13 protein-coding genes are annotated in these 16,311 nt (G+C 62.7%); 11 read left to right on the plus strand and 2 right to left on the minus strand.

Annotated features, from left to right (window positions below):
- Positions 1 to 20: 20 nt before the first annotated feature.
- The 6 genes from C8C92_RS08515 (at position 21) to C8C92_RS08540 (ending at position 7,407) form a co-directional block, all read left to right on the plus strand.
- Positions 21 to 1,223 (plus strand): glycosyltransferase, encoded by a 1,203-nt coding sequence (locus C8C92_RS08515; protein ID WP_071078893.1) that lies wholly within the window; start codon positions 21 to 23, stop codon positions 1,221 to 1,223.
- A gap of 13 nt (positions 1,224 to 1,236) precedes the next feature.
- A complete protein-coding gene (locus C8C92_RS08520; RefSeq protein WP_099760219.1) occupies positions 1,237 to 2,736 on the plus strand; it encodes a lipopolysaccharide biosynthesis protein in 1,500 nt (499 codons plus the stop codon).
- Positions 2,737 to 2,754: 18 nt separating this feature from the next.
- Positions 2,755 to 3,480, plus strand: coding sequence for a WecB/TagA/CpsF family glycosyltransferase (locus C8C92_RS08525; protein WP_099760218.1), 726 nt, complete (start codon positions 2,755 to 2,757; stop codon positions 3,478 to 3,480).
- 150 nt (positions 3,481 to 3,630) lie between these two features.
- Positions 3,631 to 4,776, plus strand: a complete 1,146-nt coding sequence (locus tag C8C92_RS08530) for an NDP-sugar synthase (protein ID WP_116743539.1) — start codon at positions 3,631 to 3,633, stop codon at positions 4,774 to 4,776.
- 16 nt (positions 4,777 to 4,792) lie between these two features.
- Positions 4,793 to 6,211 carry a mannose-1-phosphate guanylyltransferase/mannose-6-phosphate isomerase gene (locus C8C92_RS08535; RefSeq protein WP_099760216.1) on the plus strand — a complete coding sequence of 473 codons (1,419 nt, stop codon included), beginning with the start codon at positions 4,793 to 4,795 and terminating at the stop codon, positions 6,209 to 6,211.
- Positions 6,212 to 6,381: 170 nt separating this feature from the next.
- A complete protein-coding gene (locus C8C92_RS08540) occupies positions 6,382 to 7,407 on the plus strand; it encodes a TIGR03790 family protein (RefSeq protein WP_347708463.1) in 1,026 nt (341 codons plus the stop codon).
- A 6-nt stretch (positions 7,408 to 7,413) separates the two neighbouring features.
- Here the strand turns inward: C8C92_RS08540 and C8C92_RS08545 are convergent, their stop codons facing one another.
- Positions 7,414 to 8,172, minus strand: a complete 759-nt coding sequence (locus tag C8C92_RS08545; protein ID WP_099760215.1) for a PEP-CTERM sorting domain-containing protein — start codon at positions 8,170 to 8,172, stop codon at positions 7,414 to 7,416.
- A 384-nt stretch (positions 8,173 to 8,556) separates the two neighbouring features.
- Here C8C92_RS08545 and C8C92_RS08550 point away from each other — a divergent pair, with 384 nt between their 5' ends.
- Both C8C92_RS08550 and C8C92_RS08555 read left to right on the plus strand, forming a co-directional pair.
- Positions 8,557 to 11,580 carry an ExeM/NucH family extracellular endonuclease gene (locus tag C8C92_RS08550; protein ID WP_099760214.1) on the plus strand — a complete coding sequence of 1,008 codons (3,024 nt, stop codon included), beginning with the start codon at positions 8,557 to 8,559 and terminating at the stop codon, positions 11,578 to 11,580.
- A 10-nt stretch (positions 11,581 to 11,590) separates the two neighbouring features.
- Positions 11,591 to 12,229, plus strand: coding sequence for an NF038129 family PEP-CTERM protein (locus C8C92_RS08555; protein WP_099760213.1), 639 nt, complete (start codon positions 11,591 to 11,593; stop codon positions 12,227 to 12,229).
- A gap of 29 nt (positions 12,230 to 12,258) precedes the next feature.
- On the opposite strand, the gene C8C92_RS08560 is transcribed toward C8C92_RS08555, so the two are convergent.
- Positions 12,259 to 12,648, minus strand: a complete 390-nt coding sequence (locus tag C8C92_RS08560; protein WP_165829339.1) for a protease inhibitor I9 family protein — start codon at positions 12,646 to 12,648, stop codon at positions 12,259 to 12,261.
- Positions 12,649 to 12,922: 274 nt separating this feature from the next.
- Here C8C92_RS08560 and gspG point away from each other — a divergent pair, with 274 nt between their 5' ends.
- The 3 genes from gspG to C8C92_RS08575 are packed head-to-tail and all read left to right on the plus strand — an operon-like array spanning position 12,923 to position 16,310.
- Positions 12,923 to 13,366: a type II secretion system major pseudopilin GspG gene (gspG, locus tag C8C92_RS08565; RefSeq protein WP_099760211.1), complete on the plus strand. Its 444-nt coding sequence runs from the start codon at positions 12,923 to 12,925 to the stop codon at positions 13,364 to 13,366.
- Between the two features lie 35 nt (positions 13,367 to 13,401).
- A complete protein-coding gene (locus C8C92_RS08570; protein WP_099760210.1) occupies positions 13,402 to 14,607 on the plus strand; it encodes a type II secretion system F family protein in 1,206 nt (401 codons plus the stop codon).
- Positions 14,607 to 16,310 (plus strand): GspE/PulE family protein, encoded by a 1,704-nt coding sequence (locus tag C8C92_RS08575; RefSeq protein ID WP_099764242.1) that lies wholly within the window; start codon positions 14,607 to 14,609, stop codon positions 16,308 to 16,310. The genes C8C92_RS08570 and C8C92_RS08575 overlap by 1 nt, the downstream gene beginning before the upstream one ends.
- The last annotated feature ends 1 nt before the right edge of the window (position 16,311 follow it).

Here is a 16,311-nt window from a genome sequence, read left to right on the forward strand (position 1 = left end):
TTTACTGATCGGGCGCCGACTTGAAAATTTTGCTTGTGTGTGCCGCCTTTCCTCCCCGCGGCAAAGGGGGCGGGCCGGAAGGCTCGTTCATGATCGCCAGCGGCTTGCTGGCCCAGGGGCACGAGGTGCGCGTCGTCACTGTCGGCGACGCCGCCGGCGTGGAACAGTACAAGGGCGTGGAAGTGCATATCATGCGCTCGCCGAATGTATACTGGGACTACTTTTTTACCAAACGCCCGGCAGCCTTGAAGATGTTGTGGCATGTGCTGGAAAATTTCAATCCGCGCGCCTACTGGCGCTTGCGCCCGCACGTCAAGGCTTTCCGGCCCGACGTCGTCATGACGGTCAGCATTGAAAACATCAATGTGGCAACCTGGTTGCTGGCGCGCATGCACAAGGTGCCCGTGGTACACGTCATCCAGAGTTACTTTCTGGCTTGCTGGCGTGGCGGCCTGTTCAAGAACGGCGCCAATTGCACGGGCCAGTGCGGCAGTTGCAAGGTGTTGTCAGTGGGAAAGAAGCCGATGTCGCACCTGGTGGACGGGGTCTTTGGCGAAACGCGTTTTGTTGTCGATCAACATCTGGAACTGGGCTACTTCAAGCACGCCACCTCGGCAGTCATTCCCGGTCCCGTGTTCCCCATCGCGGGGCGGGTGCCCAAGGCGCGCGACGGCAAGCTGGTCGTTGGCTACATGGGCGTGCTGGCGCCGCACAAGGGTGTCGACGTGCTGGCCGATGCGGCGCGCCTGATGGGACCGAACAGCAATGTGCGCTTCCTGATCGGCGGCACGGGCGAGGACGAAGCGTATGTGGCCAGCCTGCGTGAAAAATTCGGCGATGCCGACGTCGAGTTCATGGGTTGGGTCAAGCCCGATGACGTGTATCCGCTGTTCGACGTGCTGGTGGTGCCGTCGAAGTGGAAGGAGCCGTTTGGCCGCATCGTGGTCGAAGCGCTGGCCTACGGCGTGCCCGTCATTTGCGCGCGTTCCGGCGGCATCGCCGAGAGCATCCGCGAAAACGAGAATGGCTACACCTTTGCCTCGGGCCAGCACGACGAACTGATCACCTTGCTACGCGACGTGCTGGAACCGGACGAGCCTGCGCGCATGCGCCTGGCGCAAAATGCGCTGCAGCATTCGCACCGCTTCGATATCGGCACGATCGCCGCGCGCATCAGCGATTTCGTCAGCGCGACCGTGGCCAGCTACAAGGCACGCCCGTGAGCGGGGCAGCAGCATGAACGAGAGCAAAGCCGAAGGCAACGTCAAGGCGCCTGGCATGGCGTCCGGCTCCTTCTGGGCCGTGCTCGACAATCTGGCCCAGCAGGGTTTGTCCTTCATCATCTTCGCCATCCTGGCGCGGCTGCTCAACCCTGCCGAATTCGGCTTGTTGACGATTGCTCATTTGTTCATTCTGTTCTCGCGCCTGGTCGTGCTCGACGCACTGGCCATGCCCGTGATACGCGCGAAAGAACCCGATGACGGCGCCTATTCGGCGCTGTTCTGGCGCTGCACGGCGGCCGGCCTGTTGCTGTGCGCCTGCATGTTCCTGAGCGCCGGCCCCGTCTCGGCGCTGTTCAGCGCGCCATCGCTGGCGCCCGTGCTGCAAGGCATGAGCCTTTCCATCCTGTTCTTCGGCATGGTGCGTTCCTACGAAGCGCGGCTCGTGCGGCAGATGAAATTCAAGCAACTGGCCATCCGCTCCACCGTGTCCGTCATGCTCGGTGGCGTGCTCGGTATTGCACTCGCCTACCGTGGCTGGGGCGCCATGTCGCTGGTGGTGCAGCAAGTGATGGCGGCCGGGCTGGCACTGCTGCTGGTGGTGCTGCAAAGCGGCTGGCTGCCCAGCCTGGCGTGGCGCGCGCGGCCCAGCCGCTACTGGCATGATGTGCGCCAGGTCAGCGTCTCCGGCATCTTGTCCTTTGCCAACAGCAATGGCGATTCCTTGCTGGTGAGTATCTTTTTGGGGCCGTATGCGACCGGACTGTACAACCTGGCCAAGCGCCTGACGTCGGCCGTGTACCTGGTCATCACGGCGTCGCTGCTGCGCGTGTCGCTGCCCGTGTTCGCCGCCGCCAGCGGCAAGCCCGAGCAGCTGCGCCATGCTTACCTGCAATTGCTGGTGATGATGCTGTTCCTGATGCTGCCCATGCTGCTGTTCCAGGCCGCCCTGGCCGAGCCGCTGGTGGCAACGGTATTTGGCCAGAAATGGTTGCCTGCCAGTAGCACCATCGCCGCGCTGGCACTGCTGTATTGCCTCTCTTCGGTAGCGGAACTGAACAACTATGTGCTGTTTGCCCTGGGACACAGCCGCTGGCCGCCGCTGCTCGGTATCTTGCAGCTGAGCCTGGCCGTGGTCCTGGCCGCCTGCTTCAGCCAGTATGGCTTGCTGGCGATGAGCTTGTCGTTTGCCGCCGCCTACCTGCTGATGTTGCCGTGGTCGCAGCACCTGGCATGCAAGGCCATGGATTTGCCCTGGACGACCTTCCTGGTGGCGCTGCAGCCTGTCCTGGCGGGCGCTGCGGCACTGTTGCTGACCTTGTATGCGATGGCGCGCTGGTTGCAGGGCAGCGCCATCGTGCTGCTGGTGCTGGCCCTGTTTGCCGGCGCCATCGCCTATCTGCTGCCGATGCTGCTGCTGGGGCGCGCGCTGCGCGGCACGGCAGGGGGCTTTGATCCATTCTCACTGCTCAGACAATTACGCAATTTGAAGCACCGCGGCGCTGCCGCGGATTGAAGGAGGCGCACAAGCACCATGGAAGCACCAGAAACCATCAACATCAGCCGCTTTCCCGTGCTGAGCACGACGCGCGAGTGGCTTGCGCAGCACTTGCTGGGCGTCATCGCGCGTGGGGAAAAGACGGCGCTGTTTTTTGCCAATACCAACTTTATCGTGAAAAACCGCTTCGTACTGGAAGCGGATCCCTCGCGTCGCTACCTCATCGTCAACGATGGTGTCGGCATGGATATCGCCGCCAGGCTGATGCAGGGGCGCCGTTTCGCCGCGAATCTGAATGGCACCGATTTCACGCCGTATTTGTTCGAGCAAAGCGCGCAGCCGCTGCGCGTGTTCATGCTGGGCGCGCAACCCGACATCCTGGCCAAGGCGGTGACGCATGTGCGCACGGTGCTGGGGCAGGATGTCGTCGGCAGTTGCGATGGCCATGCCGGCATCGGCAATGCGCCCGATCTGGTGCAGCAAATCAATGCGACGCGCGCCCAGGTCGTGCTCGTGGCGATGGGCAACCCTATCCAGGAGCGCTGGATACTCGCCCATCAAGATGCCCTGGACGCCAACGTACTGGTGGGCGTGGGCGCGCTGTTCGACTTCTGGTCCGGCGGCAAGCGGCGCGCGCCCGCTTTTGTGCAGCGCATCCACATGGAGTGGTTTTACCGTCTGCTGCAAGAGCCGCGCCGGCTGCTGCGACGCTATACCTGGGATATTCTGGTATTCCTGCGCGAGTGCGCCAAATACCGCTGACGCGCTCGCCAGCAAAGATGACAGTCTGGCATGTTGCACTGCGCAACAAATAATATAAAAAAGGTAATAGTGTTGCCAAATTGGTGATATTCTACGGCTTCGGGCAGGCGCAAGCAGAGTTCGGCGTCCCCATAGACATTGGAGCGTGAAATGAAAGCAATGATTTTGGCGGCAGGAAAGGGGACGCGCGTGCGCCCGCTGACCTATGACTTACCCAAGCCCATGATCCCCATCCTGGGCAAGCCCGTGATGGCCTATCTGATCGAGCATCTGGCCAAGTATGGCGTGCGCGACATCATGGTTAATGTCAGTTACCTGCATGAAAAGATCGAAGAGTATTTCGGCGACGGCCACCAGTATGGCGTGCAGATCGGCTACTCGTTCGAAGGCTATCTGACCGATGCCGGCGTGGTGGTGCCGCAGCCGATAGGCTCGGCCGGCGGCATGAAGAAGATCCAGGAATTCGGTGGCTTTTTTGACGATACCACCATCGTCCTGTGCGGTGATGCGGTGATCAACCTCGACATCCAGTCGGCCCTGTTCGAGCATCGCCGCAAGGGGGCGCTGGCCAGCGTGATCACGCGCGAAGTGCCGTGGGACAAGGTGTCGAGCTATGGTGTGGTGGTCAGCGACAAGGATGGCCGTATCAAGGCGTTCCAGGAAAAGCCCAGCCAGGAAACGGCCCTGTCGAACCATGTCAGCACCGGTATCTATATTTTCGAGCCTGCCGTGCTGGACTTGATACCGAAGGACACGGTCTTCGACATCGGCTCGGACTTGTTTCCCTTGCTGGCAGAAAAAGGCTTGCCTTTCTACGCCCAGTCGCGCACCTTCAACTGGATTGATATCGGCAACATCAAGGATTACTGGGAAGTATCGCAAAGCGTCATGATGGGGGAAGTGGCCCACATGGACGTGCCTGGAGTACAGTTGGAAGAGGGCATCTGGGTGGGCTTGAATACGAGCATCGAGTGGGAAGGCACGCACATCGAAGGGCCCGTGTATATCGGCTCGGGCTGCAAGATCGAAGCGGGCGCCACCATCATCGGCCCCACCTGGATCGGTCATGGTAGCCATATCTGTTCCGGTGCGCGCGTGGTGCGCAGCGTGCTTTTTGAATATACGCGCGTGCTGCAGAACATTGCTCTGGAAGAAGTTATCGTCTTCAAGGAATACAGTGTCGACCGCAACGGAGACATGAAACACGTGTCCGAATGCCTGACCGATCAATGGTCGAACGCGCGCGACCGGCGCAGCAAGCGCCGCAGCGCCGTTGAACTTGCATTATTGAAATAAATAGAGGACGTCCACCATGAAGATTTATCCCGTCATCCTGTCCGGCGGCGCCGGCAGCCGCCTCTGGCCCCTGTCGCGCGCAGCGCTGCCCAAGCAGTTGTTGCCGCTGGTATCAGACAAAACCATGCTGCAGGAAACGGCGCTGCGCCTGGCTGGCTGGCCGGAGATGATGGCACCGCTGCTGATCTGTGGCGACGAGCACCGTTTCCTGGTGGCCGAGCAGATGCGCGATATCGCCATCGCACCGCTGGCCATCATGCTCGAATCGGTGGGCCGCAACACGGCGCCGGCCGTCGCCGCCGCCGCCTGGTATTTGCAAGCGCTCGACCCGCAAGCCATCATGCTGGTGTTGCCTGCCGATCACGTCATTGAAGACCGGGCGGCCTTTCATGCTGCCATCGACAATGCGCTCCAGGCCGCCTCGCAAGGAGCGCTGGCCACCTTCGGCATCGTGCCGACGGCGCCGGAAACGGGATATGGCTACATCCGTCGTGGCGCCGCCATCGCGGGCAGCGAAGCGTGCTACCAGATCGATCGCTTCGTGGAAAAACCCGATGCGCAGAGCGCGGCCGGTTTTGTTGCCAGTGGCGACTACTTCTGGAACAGCGGCATGTTTCTCTTCAGCGCCGCCAGCTATTTGCAGGAATTGACGCAATTCCAGCCCGCCATGGCCGATGCCACCGAAGCGGCAGTACGCCTGGCCTACCGCGACCTCGATTTCTGCCGCCTGAGCGAGAAGGAGTTCGCCGCCTGTCCCGCCGACTCCATTGATTATGCCGTGATGGAACACACGAGCCGCGCCGTGGTCGTGCCGGCCGATATCGGCTGGAGCGACGTGGGCTCCTGGTCCGCGCTGCGCGAGGTCTTGCCGCGCGATGCCGCTGGCAATGCCGTGCGCGGCGATGTGTACCTGGACGACGTGAGCAATTCGCTGGTGCGTGCCGAAAGCCGCATCGTGGCGCTGATCGGCGTGCAGGACGTGATCGTGGTGGAAACTGCGGACGCCGTGCTGGTGGTGCACAAGGACCAGGTGCAGCGCGTCAAGCAAGTAGTTTCCCACTTGCAAAGCACGGGCCGTACCGAGCATTTGCAGCACACCAAGGTGTATCGCCCATGGGGGTGCTACGAAGGCATCGACGTCGGCGACCGTTTCCAGGTCAAGCGCATTACGGTCAATCCTGGCGGCAAGCTATCCCTGCAGATGCATCATCACCGCGCCGAACACTGGATCGTCGTCAGCGGCACGGCGCAGGTGACGTGCGGTGATGAAGTCAAATTGCTGAGTGAAAACCAGTCGACCTATATTCCTATCGGCATGACGCATCGCCTGGAAAATCCCGGCCGCCTGCCGCTGCACCTGATCGAAGTGCAGTCCGGCAGCTACCTGGGCGAAGACGATATCGTGCGCTACGAAGATGTCTACAAACGCGTCTAATACTTAAGTCCGCATGGAGCGCCAGGGCGACGGTTCTGGCGTTCCGAGGTTTTCATCGAGCAGCATTTGCCGGCAATATTGCTTGGTAAAGCCAAGTCTTTCAAGGTAGATTAGCAGCATGCCGCAAGCGTCTCTTGCCCCTTCGACCAGCACAGGCCAGTCTCTCCGCTTTGAAATACCTGCTCATCCCCTTGCTCGCCAGCGTCCTGGTGCAGGCCGACGCCCGCGCCCAGTTTGTCGCCCCCGCCATGTCGCCGGCGCTATCGGCCGGGCAGCTGGCGCTGGTGGTCAACGACGATGAGCCCAATAGCGTGGCCATCGCCGACTATTATCGGCAGGCGCGCAATATACCGGCTGCCAATATCGTTCACGTGCGCATCGCCAATCGTCCGCATAAGCTCAGCGCCGTCGAGTTCGCCACTCTGAAAAAGCAGATCGACAGCCAGCTCAGCCCTGAAATCCAGGCCGTGCTGATGGTCTGGACGGCGCCGTATGCCGTCGAATGCAATTCCATCACTGCCGCCTACACCTTGGGCGTCGATGCGGGACTGTGTGCACGCAGTTGTGGCGCGAGCCAGCCCAGCCCTTATTTCAATGCCGCGCACGGCCTGCCGTATGCGCAATACAAGATGCGCCTGAGCATGCTGTTGCCCACCGAATCGGTGGCGCAGGCGCGCCAGCTGATCGAGCGTGGCGTCAGCGCCGGTTTTCGCTTGCAGGAAGCGAATGCGTATTATTTGACGACCGGTGAAACGGCGCGCAACAGCCGTGCGCCGTTTTTTCCGCCGGCAGGACGTTTGCCGACAAAAAAACTGAACATCAAGCGCCTGCGCGCCGACGAGCTCGACGGCGCAACGGACATCATGGTCTACCAGACGGGCATGGCGCGCGTGGCCAAGCTCGACACGCTCAAGTTTGCACCGGGCGCGCTGGCCGATCATTTGACGTCGTATGGCGGCGACTTGTTGGGGACGGGGCAGATGAGCAGCTTGCGCTGGCTCGAGGCGGGCGCCACGGCCAGTTATGGTAGTGTTAGCGAACCGTGTAATTACTGGCAGAAGTTTCCGCAACCGACGGTGCTGCTGCAGCGCTATCTGTCCGGCGATACGGCGATCGAGGCTTACTGGAAGAGCGTGGCCTGGCCGGCGCAGGGTATCTTCATCGGCGAACCGTTGAGTACGCCATACCGACGCTGACAGACATTAGCTGCTGCGGCGGCGTAGCGCCAGGCTGACGAGGGCCAGTCCGGCCAGCAGCATGGCCCAGGTGGATGCTTCCGGGATGGCCGGGATATTCGGATCGACCGGCGTCACCACCGGTGGCGTGACGATGGGCGGCGTGACGACGGGCGTCTCTGGCGTCTCCACGCCCGCGACGGGCGAATTGGTGCCAAACACGCCAGGGTCGCCGGAAGCGCCGCCGGTGGCGTCGGGGCTGACGAAGCTGGCAGCTGCCAGGCGTTCGGTGCCGCCAGCATTCGCCGCAGGCCAGCCGACCCAGCCAGCCGGCGCGAAAGGCTGCAACGTTGACGCCGCATTGAAACTGTCCGTGCCCGTGCTGGTCAAGGCGCCAGGTATGGTAGCGAGCGGACGGCTGCTCACGCTGGTGAACTCCAGTGCATCCGATGGCAAGCGTTTGACGCCAGTCTTGGCATCGTCGCTGGGCAGGCTGCGGTGGTAGGCGGCATCGTCACCGACGCTGCTGACCGGGCCGGGAGCGACGCCATCATTCTTGAATTCATCGTAATTGATATCGCCATTGGACAGGCTGCACGGGCTGTTCACGCTTTCCATGCTGACGCCGGATGCGCCCTGGCCCTGCGCTTTCGTGTTTCCATCTTGCATGGACTGGGCGCAATTCGGTTTTTTGCCAGGCGGCACGGCTTGCGGATTGACATAGTAACCAGCGTAGGTATTCGCCTGGGCCGGCAGCAGGGGCAGCAGCAGAGATCCTGCAAGCAACAGTGTTGAGTATGAAGGGTAACTATTTTTTCTCATGATCAATCTTTCCTATCTCTGCTGTTTGCCGCCAGATGTTTATCTCGCGCAAACAGATGGTAGCATACTTGTACTCTACGCAATTTCCCATAGCTTATTTTTATTATCATTTCATACAGTTGCGCATACTTTTATGCAACAAAATATTGTGTGATAGTCCAGCTTGCCATTCCTGTACGTGCAAAGTGCATGCATTCTCATCAACTTTTGTCATCAAGCTGTCACGCTTGAATATTACTATGAATTAATAGTAAAAAGACTATTTGATTGACCAATGTTATTGCCTGAAATTCAACGCCGGCTGCTTGTATTGGCAGACGGAACTTTAAGTTTCCACCAGGAATTTTTATGAAAAATAGTTACACGCCGGTTCGCCCTGCATTGCCCGGACTGTCCCTGCGCGCCGCGCCGTGGCGCCTGACCCTGATGGCCGGCTTGCTGTCGTCGCTGGGCATGCCGGCACTGGCCGCTTCCGATATCGTCATCAGCCAAGTGTATGGCGGTGGCGGCAATACGGGTGCGCTGTACCGCAACGATTTCATTGAATTGTTCAACCGTGGCGCCAGTCCCGTGAACCTGAGCAACTGGAGCGTGCAATACGGCGCCGCTGCCAATACGAGCTGGTCCGTGACGGCCTTGCCGGCTATCGATTTGCAACCTGGCCAGTATTTGCTGGTGCAGCAAGCCAAGGGCGCGGGCGGCACGCAGGACTTGCCCACGCCCGATGCCTCGGGCAGTCTGACCATGTCGGGCACGACGGGCAAGGTGCTGTTAAGCAATAGCAAGACGGCCCAGGTGGGCGCCAGCCCCACGGGCGCAGCCGTCATCGACCTGGTCGGCTTCGGTACGGCCAACGGTTTCGAGGGCAATCTGGCGCCCGCGCCATCGAATACCCTGTCTATTGCGCGCGCGAACGGCGGCTGCAGCGATACGGACGACAATGGCATGGATTTCGCCAGCGGCAGCGTGACGCCGCGCAACACGGCCTCGCCGCGCAATGCCTGCGGCGGCCCCGTGGTGCACCAGATCATCACCAACTGCCCCGCCAGCCTGGCCTTGGCCGTGGGCAATGGCGGCAACGCCGTGCTGCGCGCTTCCGACGTCGATGGCGTCGTGAATGCCGCCATCTTGAGTTCGCCCGCCGTGGCCGGCATCAGCCTTGCCAGCTTCAGCGCTGCCGGCGTGGCTGGCGAAAGCGCCAGCGTGAACCTGCTGGTGGCCGCTGGCGTGCCGGTGGGTAATTACCCCGTCATCGTCAGTTTCAGCAACGACCAGCAGCAGACAGCCTCGTGCAAGGTGGATGTGGCCGTGCAGGGCCTGGCCGCCATCAGCCATACGATTCCGCAAATCCAGGGCAGCGGCGCGGCCAGCCCGTACGCCAATTCCGTACAGACTACCGAAGGCGTGGTGACACTGAAAGTGGGCACCGGCTTCTTCATCCAGGATGCGGCCGGCGACGGCGACCCATCGACTTCGGACGGCATCTTTGTCTACACGGGCAATACCGTTTCCACGGTGCAGCCGGGCGAACTGGTGCGCGTGACGGGCACGGTGTTTGAATACACGCCCACGGGCGCGAAAAATTCCTACACGGAATTGAAGGACGTGACGGCCATCCTCACGCAAAGCGCCGGCCACGCCGTCGTGCCGACGAATGTGACCTTGCCAAACGATAACTTGGCCGCCGTGGAAGGCATGCTGGTGCGCTTCACGCAGCCGTTGACCGTGTCGCAGAACGCCTACCTGGGCGCGCGCGGCGAATTGACCCTGTCGGCCGGACGGCGCGAAGTGCCGACCAACCGTTACCCAGCCGGATCAAACGAAGCGCAAGCCTTGATCGCGGCCAATGCGAACAATCTCATCGTGCTCGACGATGGCATTTTCGTGACGCCGCCCACCATTCCTTACATCGGCCAGGACAACACCGTGCGCAGCGGCGATACGGTGGCCGACCTGACAGGCGTGGTCGACTTTGGCGCCATCGGCGGTGGCGGTGCCGCGTACAAACTGCAGCCGACGCAAGCGCCGCAGTTTTCACGCGACAACCCGCGTGCGGCCGGCCCGGAATTGCCTGCTGGTAACGTCAAGGTGGCCAGCGCCAATGTGCTCAATTTCTTCACGACCTTTACGAATGGCAGCAACGTGTTTGGCCAGACGGGACAGGGCTGTACCCTGGGCACGTCGACAAGCAAGAGCAATTGCCGCGGTGCCGACAACCTGGCTGAATTCGTGCGCCAGCGCGACAAGATCGTCGCCGAACTCAAAGCCATCGATGCCGACGTGGTGGGTTTGATGGAAATCCAGAACAATGGCGAGACGGCCGTCACCTACCTGGTCGAGCAACTGAATGCGGCCATCGGTGGCGTGAGCTATGCCGTGGTGCCGAAACCGGCCGCCACCGGCACGGATGCCATCCGCGTGGCGATGATCTACAAGCCGGCCAAGCTGGGCCTGGTGGGCGGCGCCTTGTCGGATGCGAATGCCATCAACAACCGTCCGCCGATGGCGCAAACCTTCCGCGCCGGCAATGGCGAGAAATTCTCGCTGGTCGTCAACCACTTGAAATCGAAGGGCAGCTGCCCGTCGGGCGGGCTGGACGCAGACCAGAACGATAGCCAGAGCTGCTGGAACGCCATGCGCGTGCAGCAGGCGCAGCGGCTGGTGGGCAGTTTCGTGCCGCAAGTAGCAGCCGCTGCCGGCGACGCGGACGTGCTGGTCATCGGCGACCTCAATTCGTATGGCGCGGAAGACCCGATCCAGGTCATCACGGGCGCCGGCTTCGTCAATGAACTCGAACGTTTCGTGCGCCCGTCCGGGATACCGTATTCGTATGTGTTTGGCGGCCAGAGCGGCTACCTCGACCATGCGCTGGCCAGCGCCGCGCTGAGCCCACAAGTGGCCGGAGTTGCCGAGTGGCATGTGAATGCCGACGAGCCGGAAGTGATCGATTACAACATCGATGCGGCCAAGCCGCAAGACTTGTACAACGCCTTGCCATACCGCGCCTCGGACCACGACCCCGTCGTCGTCAGCCTGGATTTGCAGCCCGCCTACCGCGACATCACGGCCGCCGTGGCGCAAGCCAGCTCGGGCCTGACGTTCAACCGCGTGACGCAGAAATACACGGGGACGTTTGCCTTCACCAATACGGGCACGAGCACGCTCAGCGGCCCGTTCCAGGTGGTGTTCGGCGGCTTGCCGGCCGGCATCAGCCTGAGCAACGCCACGGGCAGCCATGCGGGCGCCCCCTACGTCACGGTGAACGCGGCCAGCCTGGCGCCGGGTGCGACGGCTTCGTTTTCCGTCAGTTTCAGCAATCCGTCGAAAGTGACGATCCACTACTCGGCCAGCATCTTCGCCGGCAACTTCTAAGGACATCATCATGTTTGCAACGACACTCAGCCGTACCTTGCGCCACGCCGTGCTGGCCGCCTTGCTCGCTGGCAGTTCCAGCCTGGCGCTTGCGGGCCCGCTCAGTTACCACGTGGAAATCGACACCAGCCAGTTTTCCGGCGCCGGCTTCCTCGACTTTGCCTTTATCGCCGGCAACAGCCCCGCACCAGGCGCCAGTGCCACCTTGAGCAACTTCTCGGGCGCCTTTGGCGCGCTCGAATCGCAGGAAGGCAATGTCAGCGGCAGCGTGCCCGGTACCTTGACCTTCGGCAATAGCGGCGCCTACAACGACTGGTTTCACAACGTGACCCTGGGCGGCAAGTTCGCCTTCAACGTGGTCTTTGGCGGCGACTTCCTGAACACGGCCGGCAACGCGGGCACGACCTTCGGCGTGGGCTTGCTCGACGCCAGCGCCGGTTCATACTTGGGCAACGTGAATGGCAACCTGGTGCAGTTCGAACTGACGCCGCTCAATGGCGGCTTGCCCGCCAGCATCGCCGGCAGCACCTATGCCAGCATCGCGTCGATATCGGCCGTGCCGGAAGCGTCGGAATGGATGATGCTGACGGGTGGCCTGGCGCTGATCGGCTTTGCCTTGCGCCGCCGCCAGCGCCTGCCCGCTGCGTAGGCACCGGCTGTGCCGACCCGGGCCAGGCGTCAGCGCTGCGCATCGGGCACGCTGCGCGCGCCCCTGTCATTGACATGCTCTTCGGTGCTGGGCGAGACGCGCGCGACGAGGGGACTGGCGCGCAGGCGCTTGACCTCGTCGGGCGTGAGCAGGGCGGCAAAGCCGTTCAGCGTGGCCGTGTAGTGGTGTTGCACGCTGGCCTCGGGCACCAGCGCCAGCACGGCGCGCCGTTGCGCCTCGGCCTGTGTTGCCCGGGCTTCGCGCTGCGCCGCGCCTGGCGCGGCTGCCGTTGGCGCCGCTGCCAGCAATTGCACGGGTAATTGCACAATATACGCCTGGCGCGCGGGGGCGGCCGATGCGCCTGCCGGCTGCGCCATGGCGCCAGCGAAAATGGCCAGACTCAGATGGAATGCGGACATGCATGCTCCTTCGGTGCGCGGCGGCGGCATGCCACCCGTGCACTGATTGTACGCGTGCTGCGCGGCAGGCGGCGCGCGCGGCGCAACCTGGCGTTTTGCGCAAGTTCATGTTTTTTTGCTGAAATTTTGTTATTTACAATGCAAAGAAAAGATTGTATTAACCATAAGCGGCATGGTAGCCTGATATGCATCAGGCAAGCGTGTCACTCCTGCGTGCGGCCATCAGCTGCGCATGGGGGGGCAATGTCGAAGGTAAGCAAGAGGGAGTTCGCGGATGCAAGCAGCACACAAGCATAACTTGGCAGCAGCGCGCGGTGCGCGTGGTTTTACATTGCTCGAATTATTGGTCGTCATCGTGATCATCGGCTTGCTGGCGGCGTATGTCGGCCCCAAGTATTTTGCCCAGCTGGGCAAATCGGAAGTGACGGTGGCCAAGGCGCAGATCGAGGCGTTTGAAAAGTCGCTCGATACCTATCGCCTCGACGTGGGGCGCTACCCGAGCACGGAAGAAGGGCTGGGCGCACTGCTGGTGGCGCCGCCGGCTGCGGGCACGCGCTGGAATGGACCGTACCTGAAAAAGGCCGTGCCGCTCGATCCCTGGGGCCATGCCTATCAATACCGCGCACCTGGCAGCAAGGGCGAGTACGACATCGTCTCGATGGGCAAGGATGGCCAGCCCGGTGGCAGCGGCGACAACGCCGACATCAGCGCGCAATAGCGCCAGCGCCACTCCTCCCTCACGGAAACGCCATCATGCAGTTTGAAGTTCGCGCGCTCTCCACGGACCAGGCAGCGGTCACCTTGTCGACTTGCGTGATTGACGCGCGCGACGAAGCGGACGCGCGCCGCCAGGCCGAGGCGCGCGGCCTGTTCGTCAGCGCCATCCGTCCCCTGCGGACCACGCCGTTCAGCGCGGCCGGACGCCAGCGCGCGCGCGCGCTGCCCCTGTTGCTGTTCAGCCAGGAATTGCTGGCGCTATTGAATGCGGGTCTGGGCATCGTCGAAGCGCTGGAAGCCTTGCTGGAAAAGGAAGCGGCGCCGGCCACGCGCAGCGTGCTCACGCGCCTGCTGGAAGGCTTGCGCGAAGGCAAACGTTTTTCCGCCGTGCTGGCAGAGCTGGCCGAACTGTTTCCACCGCTCTACATTGGCATCGTCAAGGCGGCCGAAGGCACCAGCGACTTGCCGCGCGCGCTGTCGCGCTATATCGACTACCAGCAGCGCATCGATGCGGTGCGTTCAAAAATCGTCAGCGCCGCCATCTATCCGGCCATCCTGCTGGCCGTGGGCGGCGGCGTCAGCGCCTTCCTGATCAGCTATGTGGTGCCGCGCTTTGCCGAGGTGTACCAGGGCGCCGGGCGCAACTTGCCGTGGATGTCGCAAGTCATGCTCAGCTGGGGCCAGTTCGTCACGCAGCATGGCGTGCTGCTGTTGCTCGGGCTGCTTATTGCCGGTGGCGTCGTGTTTGCGGCCTTGCGCCGCGTGCTGCGCCACGGCGGCGTGGCGCGCCTGCTGGCGAAACTGCCCGGCATCGGCGAGCGCGTGCGCATCTATGAACTGTCGCGCCTGTACCTGACGCTGGGCATGCTGGCAGAAGGCGGCATCACCATCGTGCAGGCAATATCCACCGTGCAAGCGATGGTCTCGCCGCGCATGCAGGCATCGCTGCAGGGCGCGCGCGGCGCCATCGAGGCGGGCCAGCCCCTGTCGTCCGCGTTTGAGCAGCATCAACTGACGACGCCGATTTCCCTGCGCATGCTGCGCGTGGGCGAGCGCACGGGCGACATGGGCCCCATGCTGACGCAGTCGGCGGCCTTTTATGACGGTGAGATCAGCCGCTGGATCGACCGCTTCACGCGCACCTTCGAGCCGCTGCTGATGGCCGCCATCGGCCTGATCGTGGGCGCCATCGTGATCCTGCTGTACATGCCCATCTTTGACCTTGCAGGCGATATTTCATGATGCACACCAGTCCCGAATCCAGCGCACCCGGCGTGACCATCGACGCGGCGCTGCTGCAGCGCGCGCGCGCCGTGTGCCGGCAATCGAAGCGCAGCCTGGTCGAAGAATTGCAGCACTTGAGCGGCCTCGAGGCGCGCGCCGTGGTGCGTGAACTGGCGCGCCCGTTCGGCCTGGCCGTGCTGGAAACGGCCGACATGCTGGCCTACGTTCCCGCCTTCGACCTGCTGCCGCTGTCGCAGGCATTGGCGCGCCACAGCGTGCTGCTGCGCGCCGCCGATGGTCAGCTGGTGGGCGTGATTGCCGACCCGTTCGACCTCGACCTGCAAACCTGGCTGGGCGCGCGCGCGGGACAGGCCAGCCTGACCGTGCGGCTGGCGCTGCAGGCCGACATCGGCGCCTACCTGTCGAAGCAGGAAGAATCGGCGCGCGCCGTCGACAACCTGCTGCCTGGCGCAGCGAACGACGCGCGCCGCGATGGCAAGACGGCCGCCGTGCTGTCATTCGCCAGCGTCTCGGAAGCGGCCAGCCCCGCCGTCAAGCTGGTCAACTCGACGCTGTACGACGCGCTCAAGGCGGGCGCCTCGGACATCCACCTGGAAAGCACGGCCGGCGGCCTGGCCGTCAAGTACCGCGTCGACGGCGTGCTCGATCACGCCACATCCGTCAACGGCATCGAAGTGGCCGAACACATCATCTCGCGCCTGAAGGTGCTGGCCGAACTCGATATCGCCGAGCGCCGCGTGCCGCAGGATGGCAGCTTCCGCGTCGAGGCGGGCGGGCGCGAAATCGATTTGCGCGTCTCCATCATGCCCAGCATCCATGGCGAGGACGCCGTCATCCGCATTCTCGACAAGCGCGCCATGATCGAGGCATATGGCGCGCTGACGCTCGAAGCGCTGGGCTTTGACGCCCCATCGCTCGAAGCGTTGCGCGCGCTGGCGCAGGAAGCCTACGGCATGTTGCTCGTCACCGGTCCCACGGGGTCTGGCAAGACCACGACCCTGTACGCGGCGCTGACGGAAATCCATAACGGGCGCGAAAAGATCATCACCATCGAAGACCCCGTCGAATACCAGCTGCCCGGCATTTTGCAGATACCCGTGAATGAAAAGAAGGGGCTGACCTTTGCCAGGGGGTTGCGCTCGATCCTGCGCCACGACCCCGATAAAATCATGGTGGGCGAGATCCGCGACCGCGAGACGGCGGAAATCGCCGTGCAGTCGGCCCTCACGGGCCATTTGGTACTGACCACCGTGCATGCGAATAATGTATTCGACGTGTTCGGCCGTTTTACCCACATGGGCATCGACCCGTATGCGTTCGTCTCGGCCCTGAACGGCATCTGGGCGCAGCGTCTGATCCGCACCAATTGCCCCCACTGCGCCACGCCGTACGCGCCGGACGATGGTGAGCTGGCCAGCGTGGGGCTGGTGCGCGCCGACGTTGATGCATATGAATTCAAGCAGGGCAAGGGCTGTGGCGACTGCCGCGGCACGGGCTACAAGGGGCGCCGCTCGATCGCCGAAATTCTCGTGCTGACCGATGAAATCCGCGAACTCATCGTCGACAAAAAGCCGATCCGCCAGATCAAGGCGGCAGCGTATGCGAACGGCACGCGCAGCCTGCGGCTGGCGGCGCTGGAACTGGTCAAGCGGGGCGCCACCACCATCACGGAAATCAAGAGGGTCACCCTGCATGCGTAGA

Origin of the sequence: Janthinobacterium sp. 78, assembly GCF_003096775.1 — a bacterium.
Lineage (GTDB): Bacteria > Pseudomonadota > Gammaproteobacteria > Burkholderiales > Burkholderiaceae_D > Janthinobacterium > Janthinobacterium tructae.

Coding starts and splice junctions, on each gene's coding strand:
- C8C92_RS08520 (WP_099760219.1), top strand. CDS start 1,237: ATGAACGAGAGCAAAGCCGAAGGCAACGTCAAGGCGCCTGGCATGGCG.
- C8C92_RS08525 (WP_099760218.1), top strand. CDS start 2,755: ATGGAAGCACCAGAAACCATCAACATCAGCCGCTTTCCCGTGCTGAGC.
- C8C92_RS08530 (WP_116743539.1), top strand. CDS start 3,631: ATGAAAGCAATGATTTTGGCGGCAGGAAAGGGGACGCGCGTGCGCCCG.
- C8C92_RS08535 (WP_099760216.1), top strand. CDS start 4,793: ATGAAGATTTATCCCGTCATCCTGTCCGGCGGCGCCGGCAGCCGCCTC.
- C8C92_RS08550 (WP_099760214.1), top strand. CDS start 8,557: ATGAAAAATAGTTACACGCCGGTTCGCCCTGCATTGCCCGGACTGTCC.
- C8C92_RS08555 (WP_099760213.1), top strand. CDS start 11,591: ATGTTTGCAACGACACTCAGCCGTACCTTGCGCCACGCCGTGCTGGCC.
- C8C92_RS08560 (WP_165829339.1), bottom strand. CDS start 12,648: ATGTCCGCATTCCATCTGAGTCTGGCCATTTTCGCTGGCGCCATGGCG.
- gspG (WP_099760211.1), top strand. CDS start 12,923: ATGCAAGCAGCACACAAGCATAACTTGGCAGCAGCGCGCGGTGCGCGT.
- C8C92_RS08570 (WP_099760210.1), top strand. CDS start 13,402: ATGCAGTTTGAAGTTCGCGCGCTCTCCACGGACCAGGCAGCGGTCACC.
- C8C92_RS08575 (WP_099764242.1), top strand. CDS start 14,607: ATGCACACCAGTCCCGAATCCAGCGCACCCGGCGTGACCATCGACGCG.